Raw genomic sequence first — 16,193 nt, forward strand, 5'->3', positions numbered from 1 at the left:
GAGAGAATCACCGTTGGCGTTGCGGTCCTCGTCCTTCGAGACGCGCGCTGCGCGCGCTCCTCAGGATGAGGACCGTGTAGCGCTTTTCAGATATGTCGTTTTGCGGAACCTAAGGCCCCTCATCCTGAGGAGGCCTCGAAGAGGCCGTCTCGAAGGGCGAGGGGCCGATGTTCGTAATGCGAAGAGTTAGGTGAAGGCGCTCGTTTTTACGTCCAAAACGGCGCGAGCTTCTTCAGCCGCTTCTCGCTCTTTTTTGCGTGTGCGACGCCTTGCTGCGCCGCATGGGCGAACCAACCGCGTATGAAGCCCGAAGCTCGCAGCGCTTCTGGATTCTCCGCATCGATACGGTCGAGAAGCCCGTTGGCGACCTCCATGTCATTGAAGACGCCTAATTGATCTTGCATGTCGCTAAGCGTGCGTAAATAAGCATGCACGGCTTTGCCGTCCGCAAACAGGCTCTCGAAAAATTCCGCGCCGTAGCGCGCCTTTTTGAGCGCAATGCGGACAAGATGTCGTTCTTCGGCCGAAAGCGTCGCAAGGCCCTTGCTCTTCTTCAAGAGCCGCTTGTGAAGCCGCGTCAACGCATGAGCGGCAAACCTGCATGCCGATCCTGGCGTGCGCATCTCGGGCTCGACTTCCCAGTCATGCCGCTCGATCGCCAATTGCAAGTCGCCGACGAACCGCGACGTGTCATCAGACGACACCGCTTCATGCGCCGCGCGATAAGCCTTTTCGCGGCACGATTCGAGAGTGTCGGTTAGCGCATGAAAGCTCGCGTCGTCGCCAATCGCGTCCTGCACGCCGGACTTCAACGCGACGCCGAAGACGTCCCAATCGCGCGCGGCGCCGAGAACGGAAGCGAGAGTCTTGGCGCGATCGCGCGCCGTTTCGAGCGCCGGCCCGCCGAGAGTAGGTCGGAACAGGCCGATCGCCGCGCGCAGGCGACGCAAGGCGACGCGCATCTGATGCACGCTTTCCGGCGCGCTCGAGGTTGGAAGAAGCGGAACATTGGCCAGAAAATGTTCGAGCGAGGCGAAGAAGATGGCCGCTGCAGCGTCCTCAAGCGTGTCGTCTTGCGAGAGCTCGATCGGCTTCGCCTTGATCGCCGCCGACGCGTCGGCGGCGCTGGACGCCGGCTGCACGTCGTCGCGCACAGGCGAACTCGGGGGCTCTGATAGCTCCATACAGACGCTCTACTGCAGAATTAACGCAAACATAGGGTTCGGCGCGGGCGGCGCCACATTAAGCGCGCCAGAACCTTTCCCTCAAGCCCTTGATTAATACATCCGCGCTTGCTTTATCGCGGCGCAATATTCTTCTCGGGAGCTACGCCTCATGTCGACTTGGCCTCATTATGGCAAAATCACCGGTCCGATCGTGCTGATCGGCTTCGGCTCTATTGGCCGGGGCATTTTGCCGCTGATCGAGCGCCATTTCGATTTCGACAAATCGCGCTTCACCGTCATCGATCCCGTCGACACGCATCGCCGGCTGCTCGATGAGCGCGGCATCGCCTTTTTGAAAACGAATCTCACGCCCGACAACTATCGTGAGGTCTTGACGCCGCTGCTGACCAAGGGCGGCGGCCAGGGATTTGTCGTCAATCTCTCCGTCGACGTGTCTTCTCTCGCAATCATGAAACTCGCGCGTGAATTGAAGGCGCTCTACGTCGACACTGTCGTCGAACCTTGGCCGGGCTTCTACTTCGACAAGAGCAAGGGCAATGAAGCGCGCACCAATTACGCGCTGCGCGAAACGGTGCTCGAAGAGCGTCGCAAGAATCCTGGCGGATCGACGGCTGTCTCCTGCGTCGGCGCCAATCCGGGCATGGTGTCCTGGTTCGTCAAGCAGGCGCTCGTCAATATCGCGCGCGACACTGGCGCGCTCGATAAGGAACCCGCGTCGCGCGCCGAATGGGGCGCGCTGGCGCAAAAGCTCGGCATCAAGGGCATCCACATCGCCGAACGCGACACGCAACGCGCGCGCGATCCGAAGCCGCGGGGCGTCTTCGTCAATACCTGGTCGGTTGAAGGCTTCGTCTCCGAGGGCATGCAGCCCGCCGAACTCGGCTGGGGCACGCATGAAAAATCTTTACCTGACATCGGCCGCGCGCACGTCACCGGCTGCGGCGCGGCGATCTATCTGCTGTCGCCCGGCGCCAATACGCGCGTGCGCTCATGGTGTCCGACGCCTGGCGCGCAATATGGTTTTCTCGTCACCCATAATGAGTCGATCTCGATCGCCGATTTTCTGACGCTGCGCGACGAGACCGGTCGGGCGATCTATCGTCCGACATGTCACTATGCCTATCATCCCGCCGATGACGCCGTGCTCTCACTGCACGAGATGTTCGGCGCGGCGGGCAAGATGCAGGAGAGCTGGCAGATTCTCGACGAGCATGAAATTGTCGACGGAATCGACGAACTCGGCGTGCTGCTCTATGGGCACGCGAAAAACGCCTATTGGTATGGTTCGCAACTCTCGATCGAGGAGACGCGCGATCTTGCGCCTTATCAGAACGCGACCGGACTTCAGGTCAGTTCGGCGGCGCTCGCGGGCATGGTCTGGGCGCTGGAGAATCCGCAAGCCGGCATCGTCGAGGCCGACGAGGTGGATTACAAGCGCTGCCTCGACGTGCAGCTGCCTTATCTCGGGCCGGTCGTCGGGGTTTATACGGATTGGACGCCGCTCGAACGGCGTCCGGGGCTGTTCCCGGAAGACATCGACGAGAGCGATCCCTGGCAGTTCAGGAATATTCTGGTGCGCTGAGCGCCGCCTCAGGTCACATAAAAAAGCGCGCCGTCGAAAGTCGGCGCGCTTTTTTTCGGGCAATCCACTTGCCCGGGAGTAGTGTTCTCTATATGTTCTCATACAGGTTCTGGCGGTCGAGACGGCGACGCTCGCGGCTGTGGCAGAGGTTGCGGATATGGGACATGCGGCTCAATCAGTAACGGAAATGAAAGGCGCGCGGCTCGACGCGGGGGCGATCGTCGAGGCCGAGCGCAGACGCGGGCGGGGCGCGTTATCGAAGCGCAGCGGCCGTTTCGAGAAGGAGACGCGCGAAGAAACGGATGATGGCTGGGGGTCGCTAGAGAGTCTCGAAGCGCTCAAGACCAATTTCCACGTCGAAAAGCCGCGCACGATCATCACCAGGAACGATTCGCCCGATATTTCCTTCGATCGCTCGATCAATCCCTATCGCGGCTGCGAGCATGGCTGCGTTTATTGTTTCGCGCGCCCGACCCACGCTTATATGGGCTTTTCCCCAGGCCTCGATTTCGAGACGGAGATCTTTGTCAAAGAAGGCGCAGCGCAGCGTCTCGAACGTGAATTATCGGCGCCCGGCTATGTGCCGAAGACGATCGCCATCGGCACCAACACCGACCCTTATCAACCGGCCGAGAAGATCCATCGCGTCATGCGCTCGATCCTAGAGGCGCTCTCGCGGGCCAATCATCCGGTCGGCATCGTGACGAAGTCGGCGCTGGTGTTGCGCGACCTTGATCTCCTCGCGCCGATGGCGGCGAAAGGGCTCGCTAAGGTGGCAATCTCGGTCACGACGCTTGATCGCAAACTCGCGCGCCTCATGGAGCCGCGCGCCGCGACCCCGGAGCTGCGGCTCGAGACTATCGAAAAGCTCAGCGCCGCCGGCGTGCCGACCGCGGTGATGACGGCGCCGATCATTCCCTCGATCAATGACGACGAGATCGAGCGGATTTTGACGCGGGCGCACGCAGCCGGCGCGCGCGAAGCCGGCTATGTGCTGCTGCGCCTGCCGCTTGAGTTGCGCGACCTCTTCACCGAATGGCTGGTGGCGAATTTTCCCGACAGGGCGCGTCGCGCCTTGGCGCTTGTGCGTTCGACGCGAGACGGCAAGCTTTATGATTCCGCCTTTGGCGCCCGCATGAAGGGCGAAGGCCCCTACGCCTGGATGATCGGCCGGCGTTTTGAGGTCGCCGCCGCGCGACTCGGCTTTACGGAGAAAACAAGATTGCGAACGGATCTGTTCGAGCCGCCGCTGCGAACGCCGAAACAGCTCAGCCTCTTCTGAGAGCCGATTTTTCCGGCGCATGCTATGCGAGTCATTGCGCCCCCTTGCCAGCAGCCCGCCCTCCGCGCTTTATTCGCACGCGGCGCTAGCGCTCAACGTCGCTATTGCGCAAGACCGAGAGCCGCCCGGAGGGGAGCGTTTGTGACGGCCAAAGGGGTCAGTTTTCGACTGGAAGCCCAATTGCGGCGCAAGGGCGTGTGGCCGATCGCCGGCGTCGACGAAGTAGGCCGCGGTCCGCTTGCGGGACCGGTCGCCGCGGCGGCGGTGATTCTCGATCCCCAGCGGCGGCCGCGCGGCCTCGATGATTCCAAGGCTCTGAACCAGGCGCAGCGCGAAGAAGCTTTCGAGCGCATCATGGCCAGCGCGCTCGCCGTCAGCGTCGCTTTTGTCACCGCCGCCGAAATCGATCGCATCAATATTCGGCAGGCCTCGCTCGCGGCGATGGCGCGCGCCGTCGCCGGCCTGTCCCACGCGCCGGCCTATCTGCTCGTCGACGGCAATGATCGGCCGCCGGTCAATTGTCCCTGCCAGTTGATCATCAAGGGCGACGCGACCGCGCTCTCCATCGCCGCCGCCTCGATCGTCGCTAAGGTCGCCCGCGACGCGATGATGCGCCGTCTTGCCGCGCATTATCCGCAATATGGCTTTGAGACCAATGTCGGCTACGCCGTGCAGCATCACCTCGAAGCGCTGGCGCTGCACGGCGCGAGCCCGGCGCATCGTGCGAGCTTTACGCCCGTGCGCGAGGCGTGAGGTTCTTGGCAAGATTTTGCTAACCTTTTTATTTCTTTAAGACTTCCGTTCGAAAAAGAGACGCAAGCCGTTACTCGATCTAAACGCAGCCTTTACCTCCCTCATTCACTATCGCGCCTGTTGGTTGCGTAGATGGTGTTGAGTTCATGCGTAGCGCGCGCGTCGGGGCGGCTCGTCTTAAAGCCCGAATTCAGGTCACGCGTATCGGGCGCACCAGCGAAAGGCCGCTCCGCGCGACGGCGCGCAACGAAATCCTGTGTGGCGATTGCGCCGCGCTAATGGAGCGAATGGCGGACGAGAGCGTCGATCTCGTCTTCGCCGATCCGCCCTACAATCTCCAACTCGCCAGTCCTCTGCATCGGCCTGATCAAAGTCTCGTCGACGCCGTCGATAACGATTGGGACAAATTCGCGAGCTTCGCCGCCTATGACGCCTTCACGCGCGACTGGCTGTCGCAGGCGCGCCGGCTGATGAAGCCTTCGGCGACGATTTTCGTCATCGGCTCCTATCACAATATTTTCCGCGTCGGCGCGATCATGCAGGATCTGGGATTCTGGATCTTGAACGACATCGTCTGGCGCAAGAACAATCCGATGCCGAACTTTCGCGGCCGTCGCTTCACCAACGCGCATGAGACGATGATCTGGGCGGCGCGCGACCAGAGGGCGAAGAACTACACCTTCAACTATGAGGCGCTGAAGGCGGCGAACGAAGATTGCCAGATGCGCTCCGATTGGCTGCTGCCGATCTGCGGCGGCGCTGAACGGTTGAAGGACGGCGCCGGCCGCAAGACTCATCCGACGCAAAAGCCTGAGGCGCTGCTTGCGCGCGTCATCCTCTCCGCCTCGAGACCGGGCGATCTGGTGCTTGACCCCTTCTTTGGCACGGGAACGACCGGCGCCGTCGCTAAGCGCTTGGGCCGCGACTGGCTCGGCATCGAGCGCGATGGCGACTACAGAGCCGCGGCGCATGCGCGCATCGCGGCGATCGAGCCCTTGCCGCATGAGGCAGTCGCAACGGCGCCGTCGAAGCGCGCCGAGCCGCGCATCGCCTTCGCGAGCCTTGTCGAAGCGGGACTCATCGCCCCGGGCGCGACGCTTTTCGACGCCAAGCGTCGCCACCGCGCGGTGGTGCGCGCCGACGGCGCGCTGTCGCTCTCCGGATTCGTCGGGTCGATTCACAAGACCGGGGCGCTGGCGCAGGGCTTGCCGGCCTGCAATGGCTGGACCTTCTGGCATTATGAGGCGAAGAGCCGGCTCACGCCGATTGACGATTTGCGCAACGAAGCGCGCGCGCGGCTGCGCATCGCGGCGGAGTAATCAAGAGCCGTCATTGCGAGGAGCGTTGCGACGAAGCAATCCAGAGCCGTGGGCGCGACTCTGGATTGCTTCGCTTCGCTCGCAATGACGGCTTTATGCCAGGAACCCCGCGTAAAACCCGACGAGCAGCACGACGCCGATGAAGGCGCGATAGAAGACGAAGGGCCAGGCTGAAAAGCGTTCGAGAATCCGCAGCAAGCCCCAGATGGCGACAAAGGCGGAGATCGAGGCGACGAAAAGCCCGACTGTCAGCACGGCCCAGGCGTGAAAATCGAGCTGCGCCTTATGCAGCTCCCAGAGCTCCTTTAGCCCCGCGAGCGCGATCGCCGGCAGGCCAAGAAGAAACGAGAATCGCGCCGCTTCCTCGCGCCTGAGATCGAGGAAAAGCGCCGCCGTCAGAGTCGAGCCGGATCGCGACACGCCGGGAATGAGCGCGCCGACTTGCGCGAAGCCGACGATCATCGCGTCCTTCAGGCTGACATGTTCAAGCGTGCGCTTGTGATTGCAATAGAGCTCGGCGATGGCGAGCAGCGCCGCCATGACGATGCAGGAAATGCCGATCACCGGCAGCGTGCGCAATGGCGAGCCGCAGGTGTTGAGCGTATGCGACAGCGCGAGGCCGGCGATTCCGATCGGGACGGTCGCCAGCGCGATCCAAACGACGAAGCGAAGGGTCCAATCGTTGAAATCGCGCCGCACAAGCGCGCGAATAGAGCCCTCGGCGAGGGCGCGAATGTCGCTCCAGAAATAGCTGACGACGGCGGCGAGCGCCGCGAGCTGCATGGCGGCGGAAAAGGCGGAGCCGGGGTCTTTCCAGCCCAGGAGCGCCGGAACGATGCGCATATGCGCCGTCGAGGAGATCGGCAGAAGCTCGGTGATCCCTTGCACCACGCCAAGAACGGCGACTTTCATATAGCCGAGATCGACGAAACCGGTGTCGAGCCCATTGGTGCAAGCGGTCGCCATAAAATCCTCGTCTCGTTTATCGGCGCACGACGAATCGCGAAGCCGCCCGATCGACCCCGACTTCTGTCAAACAAGCTGGCCACGATCAAGGCGACGCGCATATCCCCGATGGGAGTGCGACTAGTGAAAGAGCGCGGCGGTTTTGAGGAGCGTCACCCAGACGCCCCAGGCGAGCGGCGCGCCGACGGCGGTCCAGGCGAGAATCAGCAGCAGCGACGCGCCCTTTGAGTCCGGCAGCCCGCGTGGCGCGCCCGGCGGATGAGCGTCCGTCGCCGTCGGCTCCAGCGCCTCCTCGACAAAATCCTCGAAGTCGGCGTGGACGTCGTCATCTTTCTCGATGACTTCAGCGACGGGGATGTGCTTTTGCGCCGCGACCTCTTCGTCGCTCATGAAATATTTCTCGGCGCATGGCCGCACGAGCAGATCGCAGACGAGCCCGCAGAGCAGCAGTCCCGCAAGCACATACATCGTCTGGTTGTAGGCGGCCTCGCGCGGCGCGCCGACGCTCAGCTGATATTCGCGGATGTAATTGACGAGCACAGGTCCGAGCACGCCCGCCGTCGACCAGGCGGTCAAAAGCCGGCCATGGATGGCGCCGACATGATGCGTGCCGAAGATATCGGCAAGGTAGGCGGGGATCGTCGCGAAGCCGCCGCCATACATGGTTATGATGACGGCGAAGAGCAGAACGAAAAGGCCGACCATTCCGCCATTCGCCGCGAAGGGTATCGCCGAATAAAGCGCCAGGCCGGCGATGAAGAAGATGGCGTAAGTGATCTTGCGGCCGAATTTGTCTGAGGCCGACGCCCAGCCGATGCGCCCGCCGATGTTGCACAGACTCAAAAGGCCGGTGAAGCCTGCAGCGATTGCTGCGATCTGCTTCTTCTGGTCTGCGTTAAGCTGATCGAAACCGACGTCTAAGCCGATGAGCTTGCCGCCGAAGACTTCCTGCAGCATCGGCGAGGCCATGCCGAGAACGCCGATGCCCGCCGATACGTTGAGACAGAGAACGCCCCAGAGCAGCCAAAATTGCGGCGTCTTCCATGCGACGTCGAGATGCACATGGCGATGCGTCACGAGGGCGTTCTTGGCCGCCACGGGCGGCGTAAAGTCTTGTGGCGCCCACCCTTCGGGCGGCACACGGTAGGCTAGCGCGCCTGCGACCATGAAGGCGAAATAGATCGCCGCGAGCGTGACGAAGGTCTGCCAGACGCCCGGCGACGACGGCGTCGCATAGAGCCCCATCAGCCGGTCGGCGAGCGGCGCGCCGATCATCGCGCCGCCGCCAAAGCCCATGATGGCGAGCCCGGTCGCGAGGCCGCGCCGGTCTGGGAACCATTTGATGAGCGTCGACACGGGCGAAATGTATCCGAGGCCGAGGCCGATGCCCCCGATCACGCCCGAGCCGATCCACAACATCCAGATCTGATGGACATAGACGCCGAGCGCCGAAATGAGCAGGCCGCCGCACCAGCAGCAGGCCGCCGCTAGCCCGGCTTTCCGTGGTCCGGCCGTTTCCAGCCAATGGCCGAAGACCGCCGCCGAGGAGCCGAGGAAGACGAAAAACAGCGTGAACGTCCACCCTAACCAGCTGATCTTCCAGTCGCAGCCGGTCGCGACGAGAGTCGCGAAAAACCCGAGCGTTTCCGGACATTCCTTCGGCTGCGCGCCGCCCACGACGCGCGACAGCGGCAGCCAGAAGACGGAAAATCCATAGGCCATGCCGATGCAGAGATGAATGGCGAGCGCCGCCGGCGGAACGAGCCAACGATTGAATGTGCGCGAAGCGACGGTGCGCTCGCGGCTGAAAAAATCGGAACGGGCGATGGCGTCGGCAGTCATTAAACTTCCGGACTTGCTTTTGTAGATCGGTTATCGCGCATGCGCAGCGCCTGGCACAAGCCTGTATTCTCGTGGCCTATGCCGTGATGTTTTCGACCTGTCGCTTGCGATTACTCGGGCGGCGTCGCGCCCAAACGACATTCAGCAACGCCAAGTGAATAATCATTCTACATATGACAATGGCATCACAGTAGCATCGTGCTGAGTTGGGGAGTGAAGGCTATGAAGATTAGATTGCTTTTTATCAGGACTGTCGCTTTGGGATTTGTTGCGTCGGCGATGATGAGCGTAACGGCGACGGCCGCCGGGGCGATCTTGCACGCCGCGAATGGCGATAAGAGCGCAGCTTCGTCCAACGCCTCAAATGATGGAGCGGTCGTGGTCAAAGCGCGGGGGATTTCGGGCAAGTTGAGAGATGGATTTATAAATGGCGGCATGAAGTCATGCGTCGAAAAGGCGAGCGAAGATCTGAAGGGCAATGAAGACTTTCTAAACAAGATGGGCGTTACAGCGGCATCCCTTCATACCTATTGCGAATGCGCATTGAATTATGCGGCCGACAACATAGAGCCGTCGGACATGGCCGATCTCGTAAAGGGGAGCGTGACATCGAGCTTGATGGAGAAGATGAATACTGGAATGGACGAATGTTTGAAGTCCATACTTCCCAAAAAATGAGACTGTCAGGGCGTCGGACGCGTTGACCTTTCGTCTAAGGCCCAATCCGCCGTCGGCTTCGGCATTTTCTGCCGGTTCGTTCGATCGCTCGGGCGCCGCTGAATCGAAACGAGCGACGCACGATCCTTGGATAGACCTGTCAAACAGCCGCCTTCTCGATGAGATGGGCCAGGTCGGTCATGATGGCGTTGAGATCGTAGTTCTTCGGCGTGTAGACCGCCGCGACGCCCGCCTCGCGCAGGAGCTTTTCATCGGCTGGGGGAATGATGCCTCCGACGACGAGCGGCGCGTCGACGCCCTCCTGCTTCATTAGCTTGATTACCTCATGCGCCAGCGTCACATGCGAGCCGGAGAGAATGGAGAGGCCGATGCAATGTGCGCCTTCCTTCTTCGCCGCTTCGACGAGTTCGGCGGGCGTTGAGCGGATTCCGGCGTAAATCACGTCAAAGCCGGCGTCGCGCGCGCGCACCGCAATCTGCTCGGCGCCGTTCGAATGGCCGTCGAGGCCCGGCTTGCCGACGAGGAATTTCGCGCGCTTGCCGAGCTTTTGCGAGACGCGTTCAACTTCGCCGCGCACCGCGTCGAGCGCGCCGCCGACCTGACGAGCCGTCGAGGAAACGCCTGTCGGCGCGCGATACTCGCCGAAGACCCCGCGTAACACATTGCCCCATTCGCCAGTGGTGACGCCCGCCTTCGCTGCGGCAATAGAGGGCTCGACCATGTTGCGGCCTTCTTTCGCCGCGCGGGCCAGCTCTTCGATGGCTTCCTTCGCGGCTTTCTGATCGCGGCTTTCGCGCCATGCCTTCAACCGCGAAATCTGTTCGGCTTCGACATGTTCCGGCACGACCATGATCTGGTCGTCGCCCGAGGCGAGCGGCGACGGCTCGCCGCCGGTGAATTTGTTGACGCCGACAACAATCTGGTCGCCGGCCTCGATCGCTTCGAGACGCGCCGTGTTGGCTTCGACGAGCTTCGACTTCATATAGCCGATCTCGACCGCCGCCGCCGCGCCGCCGAGCTCTTCAATCTTCTTGAGTTCGGCTTTCGCCTCGGCCTTCAGTTCGGCGACCTTGCGGGCGATCTCGGGATTGCCGTCGAAGATGTCGCCATATTCGAGTAGGTCCGTCTCGTAAGCCATGATCTGCTGCATGCGCAGCGACCATTGCTGATCGAAGGGCCGCGGCAGGCCGAGCGCCTCATTCCATGCGGGCAGCTGAACGGCGCGGGCGCGGGCGTTCTTGGAGAGAACGACGGCGAGCATCTCGATCAGGATGCGGTAGACGTTGTTCTCAGGCTGCTGCTCGGTCAGCCCCAGCGAATTGACCTGCACGCCATAGCGGAAGCGGCGAAGCTTTTCGTCCTTCACGCCATAGCGTTCGCGCGTGATTTCTTCCCAAAGCTCAACGAACGCGCGCATTTTGCAAAGTTCGGTGACGAAGCGCATGCCAGCGTTGACGAAGAAGGAGATGCGGCCGACGACTTGGGCGAAATCCTCATCCGAGATTTCACCCGACTTCTTTACATTGTCGAGAATGGCGACGGCGGTCGCGAGCGCATAAGCGAGCTCTTGGGACGGCGTCGCGCCGGCTTCCTGCAGATGGTAAGAGCAGACGTTGATCGGATTGAACTTCGGGCATTCCTTCGTGGTGAAGAGAATGAGGTCCTGCGTGAGCCGCAGCGATTGCTCCGGCGGGAACACATAGGAGCCGCGCGACAGATATTCCTTGATAATGTCGTTTTGCGTGGTGCCCTGAAGCTTGGCGCGCGGCGCGCCCTGTCCCTCGGCGGCGGCGATATAGAGCGCCATCAGCCACACGGCGGTGGCGTTGATCGTCATCGACGTGTTCATTTCGCCGAGCGGGATGCCCTCGAACAGCGTGCGCATGTCGCCAAGATGCGAAACCGGCACGCCGACCTTGCCGACTTCGCCGCGTGAAAGCGGGTGGTCGCTGTCGTAACCGGTCTGCGTCGGCAGATCGAAGGCGATGGAGAGACCGGTCTGCCCCTTGGCGAGGTTGGAGCGATAAAGCTTGTTGGATTCGCTCGCCGTCGAATGGCCGGCGTAGGTGCGAAACATCCAGGGCTTATCGCGGCGCGGCGGGGTCAGATCGTTCACTTTATTGGCTCCTCCGCCCGTTGCGATAGCACATGACCCTGTTTTGACAAGATGAGCGGCCAGCGGCTTAGATCAGGGTCTCGACGCCGGCGACGCGCGCCGCCTGCGCCAAGGCGGCGTCGAGGGTCGCAAGCGGCAGGCGGCGCCGCTGTGCAAGTTCAAGATAGGCGGCGTCGTAGACGGTGAGGTTGTAGAGCGCGGCGAGCCGTATTGTTGTCGTCCAAGCTTGTTCGTCGCTCTCTTCGTCAAGGACAATCGAGATTTTCTCGAACCGGTCAAAGGCGATTTTCGGGAAGCCGAGCGTCACCCGTCCCCTCCGCTCGGCGAGCGCCAGAACATTGGCGACTTCATATCGCCACAAGCTTGGAACGACTATGCCTTCGTCGATGACCCTGTCGAATGTCGCAAGAATCTGAGGCGTGATCTCTTCGTCGAAGCAATAGGCAAGCGCGACGGAACTATCGAGAACCAGACTCACGGGCGCCCTTCGTTGATCAAATCCTTGATCTTGAGGCCGTCGAGCCTGTTGCCTTTCGAGAGTTCGCGAAGCTCTTCCATCGCCTTGCGCGCGCGCTTGATGTCGCGCTCCGCTCGTACGGGCGCGAGCCGGGCGACAGGCTTGCCGCGGCGGGTGATGATGATCTCCTCGCCTTTCTCGACCCGGTCGAGGAGGCTGCCGAGCGTGTTTTTTGCCTCAAAGGCGCCGATTTCCATCGTTCATCCCATCAACTGGCTTAACCAGCTTAATGATAGAGGTTGGCGCGCTATTGAGCAATGCGTGGGGAAGATCCGCTTCGCGATAAAGGGCCGTCGGCGCTGGCGCCTTGGGGCTATTCGCGCGGCGCCTCCCCGTCTATAAGCTCCCGCCAATTCCAACGCCCGGAGAGGGCGGCAAGGCGAGGAGCCCAAAATTGACCGATAAGAAAGACCTCTATGAGATGGGCGAGATTCCGCCGCTCGGGCATGTGCCGAAGAATATGTACGCCTGGGCGATCCGGAAGGAGCGGCATGGGCCGCCGGAAACCGCCATGCAACTCGAGGTCTTGCCGACCTGGGAGCTCGACAGCCACGATGTGCTCGTTCTCGTGATGGCGGCCGGCGTGAATTACAACGGCGTCTGGGCCTCGCTCGGCGAGCCCATCTCCGTGCTCGACGCGCATAAGAACCCCTATCACATCGCGGGCTCGGACGCTTCGGGCATCGTCTGGGCGGTCGGCTCCAAGGTGAAGCGCTGGAAGGTCGGCGACGAAGTGGTCGTTCACTGCAACCAGGATGACGGCGACGACGAGGAGTGCAACGGCGGCGACCCGATGTTCTCACCCTCGCAGCGGATCTGGGGCTATGAGACGCCGGACGGCTCCTTCGCCCAGTTCTGCCGGGTCCAGGACCGCCAGCTCATGGAGCGTCCCAAGCACCTCAGCTGGGAGGAGGCGGCCTGCTATACGCTGACGCTCGCCACCGCCTATCGCATGCTTTTCGGCCATGCGCCGCATCAATTGAAGCCCGGCGACAATGTGCTCGTGTGGGGCGCGTCCGGCGGCCTCGGCGTTTTCGCCGTGCAGCTCTGCGCCGCGTCGGGCGCCAACGCCATTGGCGTCATTTCGGACGAGAGCAAGCGCGATTACGTGCTTTCTCTCGGCGCCAAAGGCGTCATCAATCGCAAGGACTTCAAGTGCTGGGGGCAGTTGCCGAAGGTCAACACGCCCGAATATGTCGAATGGACCAAGAACGCCCGCGCCTTCGGCAAGGCGATCTGGGACATTACCGGCAAGAAGGACGTTGACATCGTTTTCGAACACCCGGGCGAACAGACTTTCCCGGTCTCCTGCCTAGTGGTGAAGCGCGGCGGCATGGTTGTGTTCTGCGCCGGCACGACCGGCTTCAACCTCACCTTCGACGCGCGCTATGTTTGGATGCGCCAGAAGCGCATTCAAGGATCGCATTTCGCGCATCTGAAGCAGGCGTCAGCCGCCAATCGCTTCGTTCTGGACCGCCGCGTCGACCCCTGCATGTCGGAAGTCTTCCCCTGGGAGAAGATACCCGTGGCCCACACTAAAATGTGGAAGAACGAACATGCGCCCGGCAATATGGCGGTGCTCGTCATGGCCCCGAAGGCCGGCTTGCGCACGGTCGAGGACGTCACCGAAGCCTACAAGCAGAAGTAGGGGCTGCCGCTCGCTTGACGGTCGGCGTCTCGAAGGGCACGTTTGGGTAAACTTCGACAACGGCGCGAGGCCACGCGCGCCGTGTCGGGCCGTGAGGCGGATGCGGCGATGCTCGAAGCGCGCAATCTGACGAAAGTTTACGACGGCGCCGATGCGCCGGCGCTCGATTGTTTAAATTTGATCGTGCCGGCGGGCGAGGTGTTTTGTTTGCTCGGCCCCAACGGCGCCGGCAAGACGACCACCGTCAACCTCTTCTTGAATTTCATCCAGCCGACGGCGGGTCAGGCGTTCGTCTGCGGAATCGACTCGGCGATTGATCCATCGGTGGCCCGCGCGCGTCTCGCCTATATTCCGGAGCAGGTGATGCTCTATGGAGCGCTCACGGGCCTCGAAAATCTGCAATATTTCACCGAAGTCTCTGGCTCCGAAGCGCCGCGCGAGACGCTGCTTGCGCTGCTCGCCGCCGCCGGCCTGCCGAGCGACGCCTTTCATCGCCCCGTGCGCTTCTATTCAAAGGGCATGCGCCAGAAGGTCGGCGTCGCCATAGCGCTCGCGCGCCGCGCGCAGGCGCTCGTGCTCGACGAACCGACGTCCGGCCTCGATCCGCTTGCGGCCAATGAGTTCGCCGCGCTCATCGAGCGGCTGCGAAAGGACGGCATGGCGGTGCTGATGGTCACGCATGATCTCTTCCTCGCCAAGCAATGCGGCACGAAGATCGGCATCATGGCGCAGGGCCGTCTTGCATCGGTCTTCGGCGCCGATGACGTCGATCATCTCGGCTTGGAGCGCGCCTATCTCGATCTTTTCGCGAGGGCGGCGTGAGCGATCTCGTCCTCGCGCCCCTCGCCGCGACGGCGCCCGCGAAACGCCATTGGCGGGTCATGCGCGCCGTCGCCGCCAAGGAATGGCTGGAGCTTTCTCGCGACCGTCGCCTCGTATGGCTCAGCGCCTTTGTCGTTGCGCTGATGCTCGCCGCGCTTGCTTTCGGCTATGTCGAAAACGCTCGGCTTTTACGCGAGCGCGACGCCGCCGCGAGAGCCGATCGCGAACTCTGGGTCGGACAGAGCGCGAAGAACCCGCACGCCGCCGCGCATTTCGGCCAATACGCCTTCAAGCCGTTGAGCCCGCTTGCGCTCGCCGACCCCGGCGTCGACGCTTATGTCGGCTCGGCGGTGTGGCTCGAGGCGCATAAGCAGAACGAGACCCAGTTCAAACAGGCGCGCGACGGCGGCGTCGGCGCGCTGCTTGGTTCGCTGTCGCTTGCCTTTGTCTTGCAGACGATCGCGCCGCTCATCGTCATCCTGATGGGCTTCGCGAGCTTCTCCGGCGAGCGCGAGAGCGGCACGCTGAAACAATTGCTCAGCGTCGGCGCGCGGCCGCGCGACATTCTCGCCGGCAAGGCGCTGGCGCTGATCGGCGCGATTTTCGCGCTGCTCGCGCCGGCCTTTATAGGCGCGGCGCTCGCTCTGTTCTTCTTCGTCGATCGCGAGCGCCTCTCGCTTTCCGATCAATTCATTCGGCTTGGCGTCCTCGGCGCCGCCTATGCGGCCTATCTCGCCGGCTTCGCCTTTCTCGCGCTCGGCGTTTCGGCGCTCGCCAGAAACTCCCGCGCCGCGCTCGTCACGCTGCTTGCCTTCTGGCTCGCCAATTCTTTTCTCGCGCCACGGCTCGCGACCGACGCCGCGCGCGCTTTTGCGCCGACGCCGACATGGCAGGAGTTTCGGGCAAGCATCGCACAGGACAAGGCGAAGACATTCGGCCATGACGAAAGCCATCCCGCCTTCATCGCTTTCCGCGACGAGACCTTAAAGAAATATGGCGTCACGCGCATCGAAGATTTGCCGGTCAGTTTTCGTGGGCTTGCGCTTCGTAAGGACGACGAGGCGGGCTATGCTATTTTCGACCGCCATTTCGGCGTTCTGCAGTCGGCCTTCGACCGCCAGGACGCTCTGCGCGCCGCGCCCGGCTTCCTGTTTCCGCTTCTCGCGCTGCGGCCGATCTCCATGGCCTTCGCCGGCGTCGACAGCCGCAGCCAGTTCGATTTCGCGACGAGCGCAGAGGCGCATCGGCGCGACATTCAAAATCAGGTCAGCGACAACATCATCCATTTCGCTCACGACAATAATTACGTCGCGGGGCCGGAGCTGTGGCGAAAGATCGGTTCATTCGCCTATCAGACGCCCGGCGCCATCTTCGCCTTCGCCCATAGCGCGCTGCCGATCGCGGCGCTTCTGGGCTGGCTCGCGCTCGCGGCCGCCTTCGCGCTCTTTGCGGCGCGCCGTCTGCGGCCCGTGTAAGGCGCG

The 16,193-nt window shown here is 62.4% G+C and carries 14 protein-coding genes; 8 read left to right on the forward strand and 6 right to left on the reverse strand.

The genetic code is table 11. The features are described from left to right. Positions 1-206 precede the first annotated feature (206 nt). Positions 207-1,154 (reverse strand): CHAD domain-containing protein, encoded by a 948-nt coding sequence (locus FEV16_RS09725; protein ID WP_246657254.1) that lies wholly within the window; start codon positions 1,152-1,154, stop codon positions 207-209. A gap of 181 nt (positions 1,155-1,335) precedes the next feature. Between FEV16_RS09725 and FEV16_RS09730 the strand changes: the two genes are divergently transcribed. The 4 genes from FEV16_RS09730 (at position 1,336) to FEV16_RS09745 (ending at position 6,123) form a co-directional block, all read left to right on the forward strand. Then, the gene (locus FEV16_RS09730; protein WP_138167425.1) at positions 1,336-2,769 is read left to right on the forward strand and encodes a homospermidine synthase; all 1,434 of its coding nucleotides are present in this window, start codon (positions 1,336-1,338) and stop codon (positions 2,767-2,769) included. Positions 2,770-2,926: 157 nt separating this feature from the next. Beyond that, positions 2,927-4,051 carry a PA0069 family radical SAM protein gene (locus tag FEV16_RS09735; protein ID WP_138167472.1) on the forward strand — a complete coding sequence of 375 codons (1,125 nt, stop codon included), beginning with the start codon at positions 2,927-2,929 and terminating at the stop codon, positions 4,049-4,051. Positions 4,052-4,192: 141 nt separating this feature from the next. Beyond that, positions 4,193-4,804, forward strand: a complete 612-nt coding sequence (locus FEV16_RS09740; RefSeq protein ID WP_246657255.1) for a ribonuclease HII — start codon at positions 4,193-4,195, stop codon at positions 4,802-4,804. Positions 4,805-4,950: 146 nt separating this feature from the next. Further along, the gene (locus FEV16_RS09745; RefSeq protein ID WP_138167427.1) at positions 4,951-6,123 is read left to right on the forward strand and encodes a site-specific DNA-methyltransferase; all 1,173 of its coding nucleotides are present in this window, start codon (positions 4,951-4,953) and stop codon (positions 6,121-6,123) included. 93 nt (positions 6,124-6,216) lie between these two features. Here FEV16_RS09745 and uppP read toward each other — a convergent pair whose 3' ends face one another. Beyond that, positions 6,217-7,089, reverse strand: a complete 873-nt coding sequence (gene uppP / locus FEV16_RS09750) for an undecaprenyl-diphosphatase UppP (RefSeq protein ID WP_138167428.1) — start codon at positions 7,087-7,089, stop codon at positions 6,217-6,219. 120 nt (positions 7,090-7,209) lie between these two features. Continuing rightward, complete coding sequence (locus FEV16_RS09755) at positions 7,210-8,931, reverse strand: OFA family MFS transporter (RefSeq protein WP_138167429.1); 1,722 nt, start codon at positions 8,929-8,931, stop codon at positions 7,210-7,212. Positions 8,932-9,153: 222 nt separating this feature from the next. Between FEV16_RS09755 and FEV16_RS09760 the strand changes: the two genes are divergently transcribed. After that, a complete protein-coding gene (locus FEV16_RS09760; RefSeq protein ID WP_138167430.1) occupies positions 9,154-9,609 on the forward strand; it encodes a hypothetical protein in 456 nt (151 codons plus the stop codon). Positions 9,610-9,748: 139 nt separating this feature from the next. Here the strand turns inward: FEV16_RS09760 and FEV16_RS09765 are convergent, their stop codons facing one another. The 3 genes from FEV16_RS09765 to FEV16_RS09775 all read right to left on the reverse strand — a co-directional run bounded on the left by FEV16_RS09765 (position 9,749) and on the right by FEV16_RS09775 (position 12,439). Next, positions 9,749-11,725, reverse strand: coding sequence for a protein meaA (locus tag FEV16_RS09765; protein ID WP_281404848.1), 1,977 nt, complete (start codon positions 11,723-11,725; stop codon positions 9,749-9,751). 67 nt (positions 11,726-11,792) lie between these two features. After that, the gene (locus tag FEV16_RS09770; RefSeq protein ID WP_138167431.1) at positions 11,793-12,203 is read right to left on the reverse strand and encodes a type II toxin-antitoxin system VapC family toxin; all 411 of its coding nucleotides are present in this window, start codon (positions 12,201-12,203) and stop codon (positions 11,793-11,795) included. Further along, on the reverse strand, positions 12,200-12,439 hold the full coding sequence (locus FEV16_RS09775; RefSeq protein WP_138167432.1) for a type II toxin-antitoxin system prevent-host-death family antitoxin: 240 nt from the start codon (positions 12,437-12,439) through the stop codon (positions 12,200-12,202). Before FEV16_RS09775 ends, FEV16_RS09770 begins: the two co-directional genes overlap by 4 nt. Before the next feature lie 224 nt (positions 12,440-12,663). Here FEV16_RS09775 and ccrA point away from each other — a divergent pair, with 224 nt between their 5' ends. Genes ccrA through FEV16_RS09790 form a run of 3 tightly spaced genes read left to right on the forward strand, consistent with a single transcriptional unit; the run spans position 12,664 to position 16,187 of the window. Continuing rightward, positions 12,664-13,890: a crotonyl-CoA carboxylase/reductase gene (ccrA, locus tag FEV16_RS09780; protein ID WP_210234876.1), complete on the forward strand. Its 1,227-nt coding sequence runs from the start codon at positions 12,664-12,666 to the stop codon at positions 13,888-13,890. A 42-nt stretch (positions 13,891-13,932) separates the two neighbouring features. Continuing rightward, positions 13,933-14,712 carry an ABC transporter ATP-binding protein gene (locus tag FEV16_RS09785; RefSeq protein ID WP_246657256.1) on the forward strand — a complete coding sequence of 260 codons (780 nt, stop codon included), beginning with the start codon at positions 13,933-13,935 and terminating at the stop codon, positions 14,710-14,712. Further along, on the forward strand, positions 14,709-16,187 hold the full coding sequence (locus FEV16_RS09790) for a DUF3526 domain-containing protein (RefSeq protein WP_138167434.1): 1,479 nt from the start codon (positions 14,709-14,711) through the stop codon (positions 16,185-16,187). The genes FEV16_RS09785 and FEV16_RS09790 overlap by 4 nt, the downstream gene beginning before the upstream one ends. Positions 16,188-16,193 lie beyond the last annotated feature (6 nt).

The organism is Methylocystis sp. B8 (assembly GCF_005771425.1).
Taxonomy (GTDB): domain Bacteria; phylum Pseudomonadota; class Alphaproteobacteria; order Rhizobiales; family Beijerinckiaceae; genus Methylocystis.

Bases quoted from the DNA above. Each gene is read 5' to 3' on its own strand.
- FEV16_RS09730 (WP_138167425.1), top strand. From the start codon at position 1,336: ATGTCGACTTGGCCTCATTATGGCAAAATCACCGGTCCGATCGTGCTG.
- FEV16_RS09735 (WP_138167472.1), top strand. From the start codon at position 2,927: ATGGGACATGCGGCTCAATCAGTAACGGAAATGAAAGGCGCGCGGCTC.
- FEV16_RS09745 (WP_138167427.1), top strand. From the start codon at position 4,951: ATGCGTAGCGCGCGCGTCGGGGCGGCTCGTCTTAAAGCCCGAATTCAG.
- uppP (WP_138167428.1), bottom strand. From the start codon at position 7,089: ATGGCGACCGCTTGCACCAATGGGCTCGACACCGGTTTCGTCGATCTC.
- FEV16_RS09755 (WP_138167429.1), bottom strand. From the start codon at position 8,931: ATGACTGCCGACGCCATCGCCCGTTCCGATTTTTTCAGCCGCGAGCGC.
- FEV16_RS09760 (WP_138167430.1), top strand. From the start codon at position 9,154: ATGAAGATTAGATTGCTTTTTATCAGGACTGTCGCTTTGGGATTTGTT.
- FEV16_RS09775 (WP_138167432.1), bottom strand. From the start codon at position 12,439: ATGGAAATCGGCGCCTTTGAGGCAAAAAACACGCTCGGCAGCCTCCTC.
- ccrA (WP_210234876.1), top strand. From the start codon at position 12,664: ATGGGCGAGATTCCGCCGCTCGGGCATGTGCCGAAGAATATGTACGCC.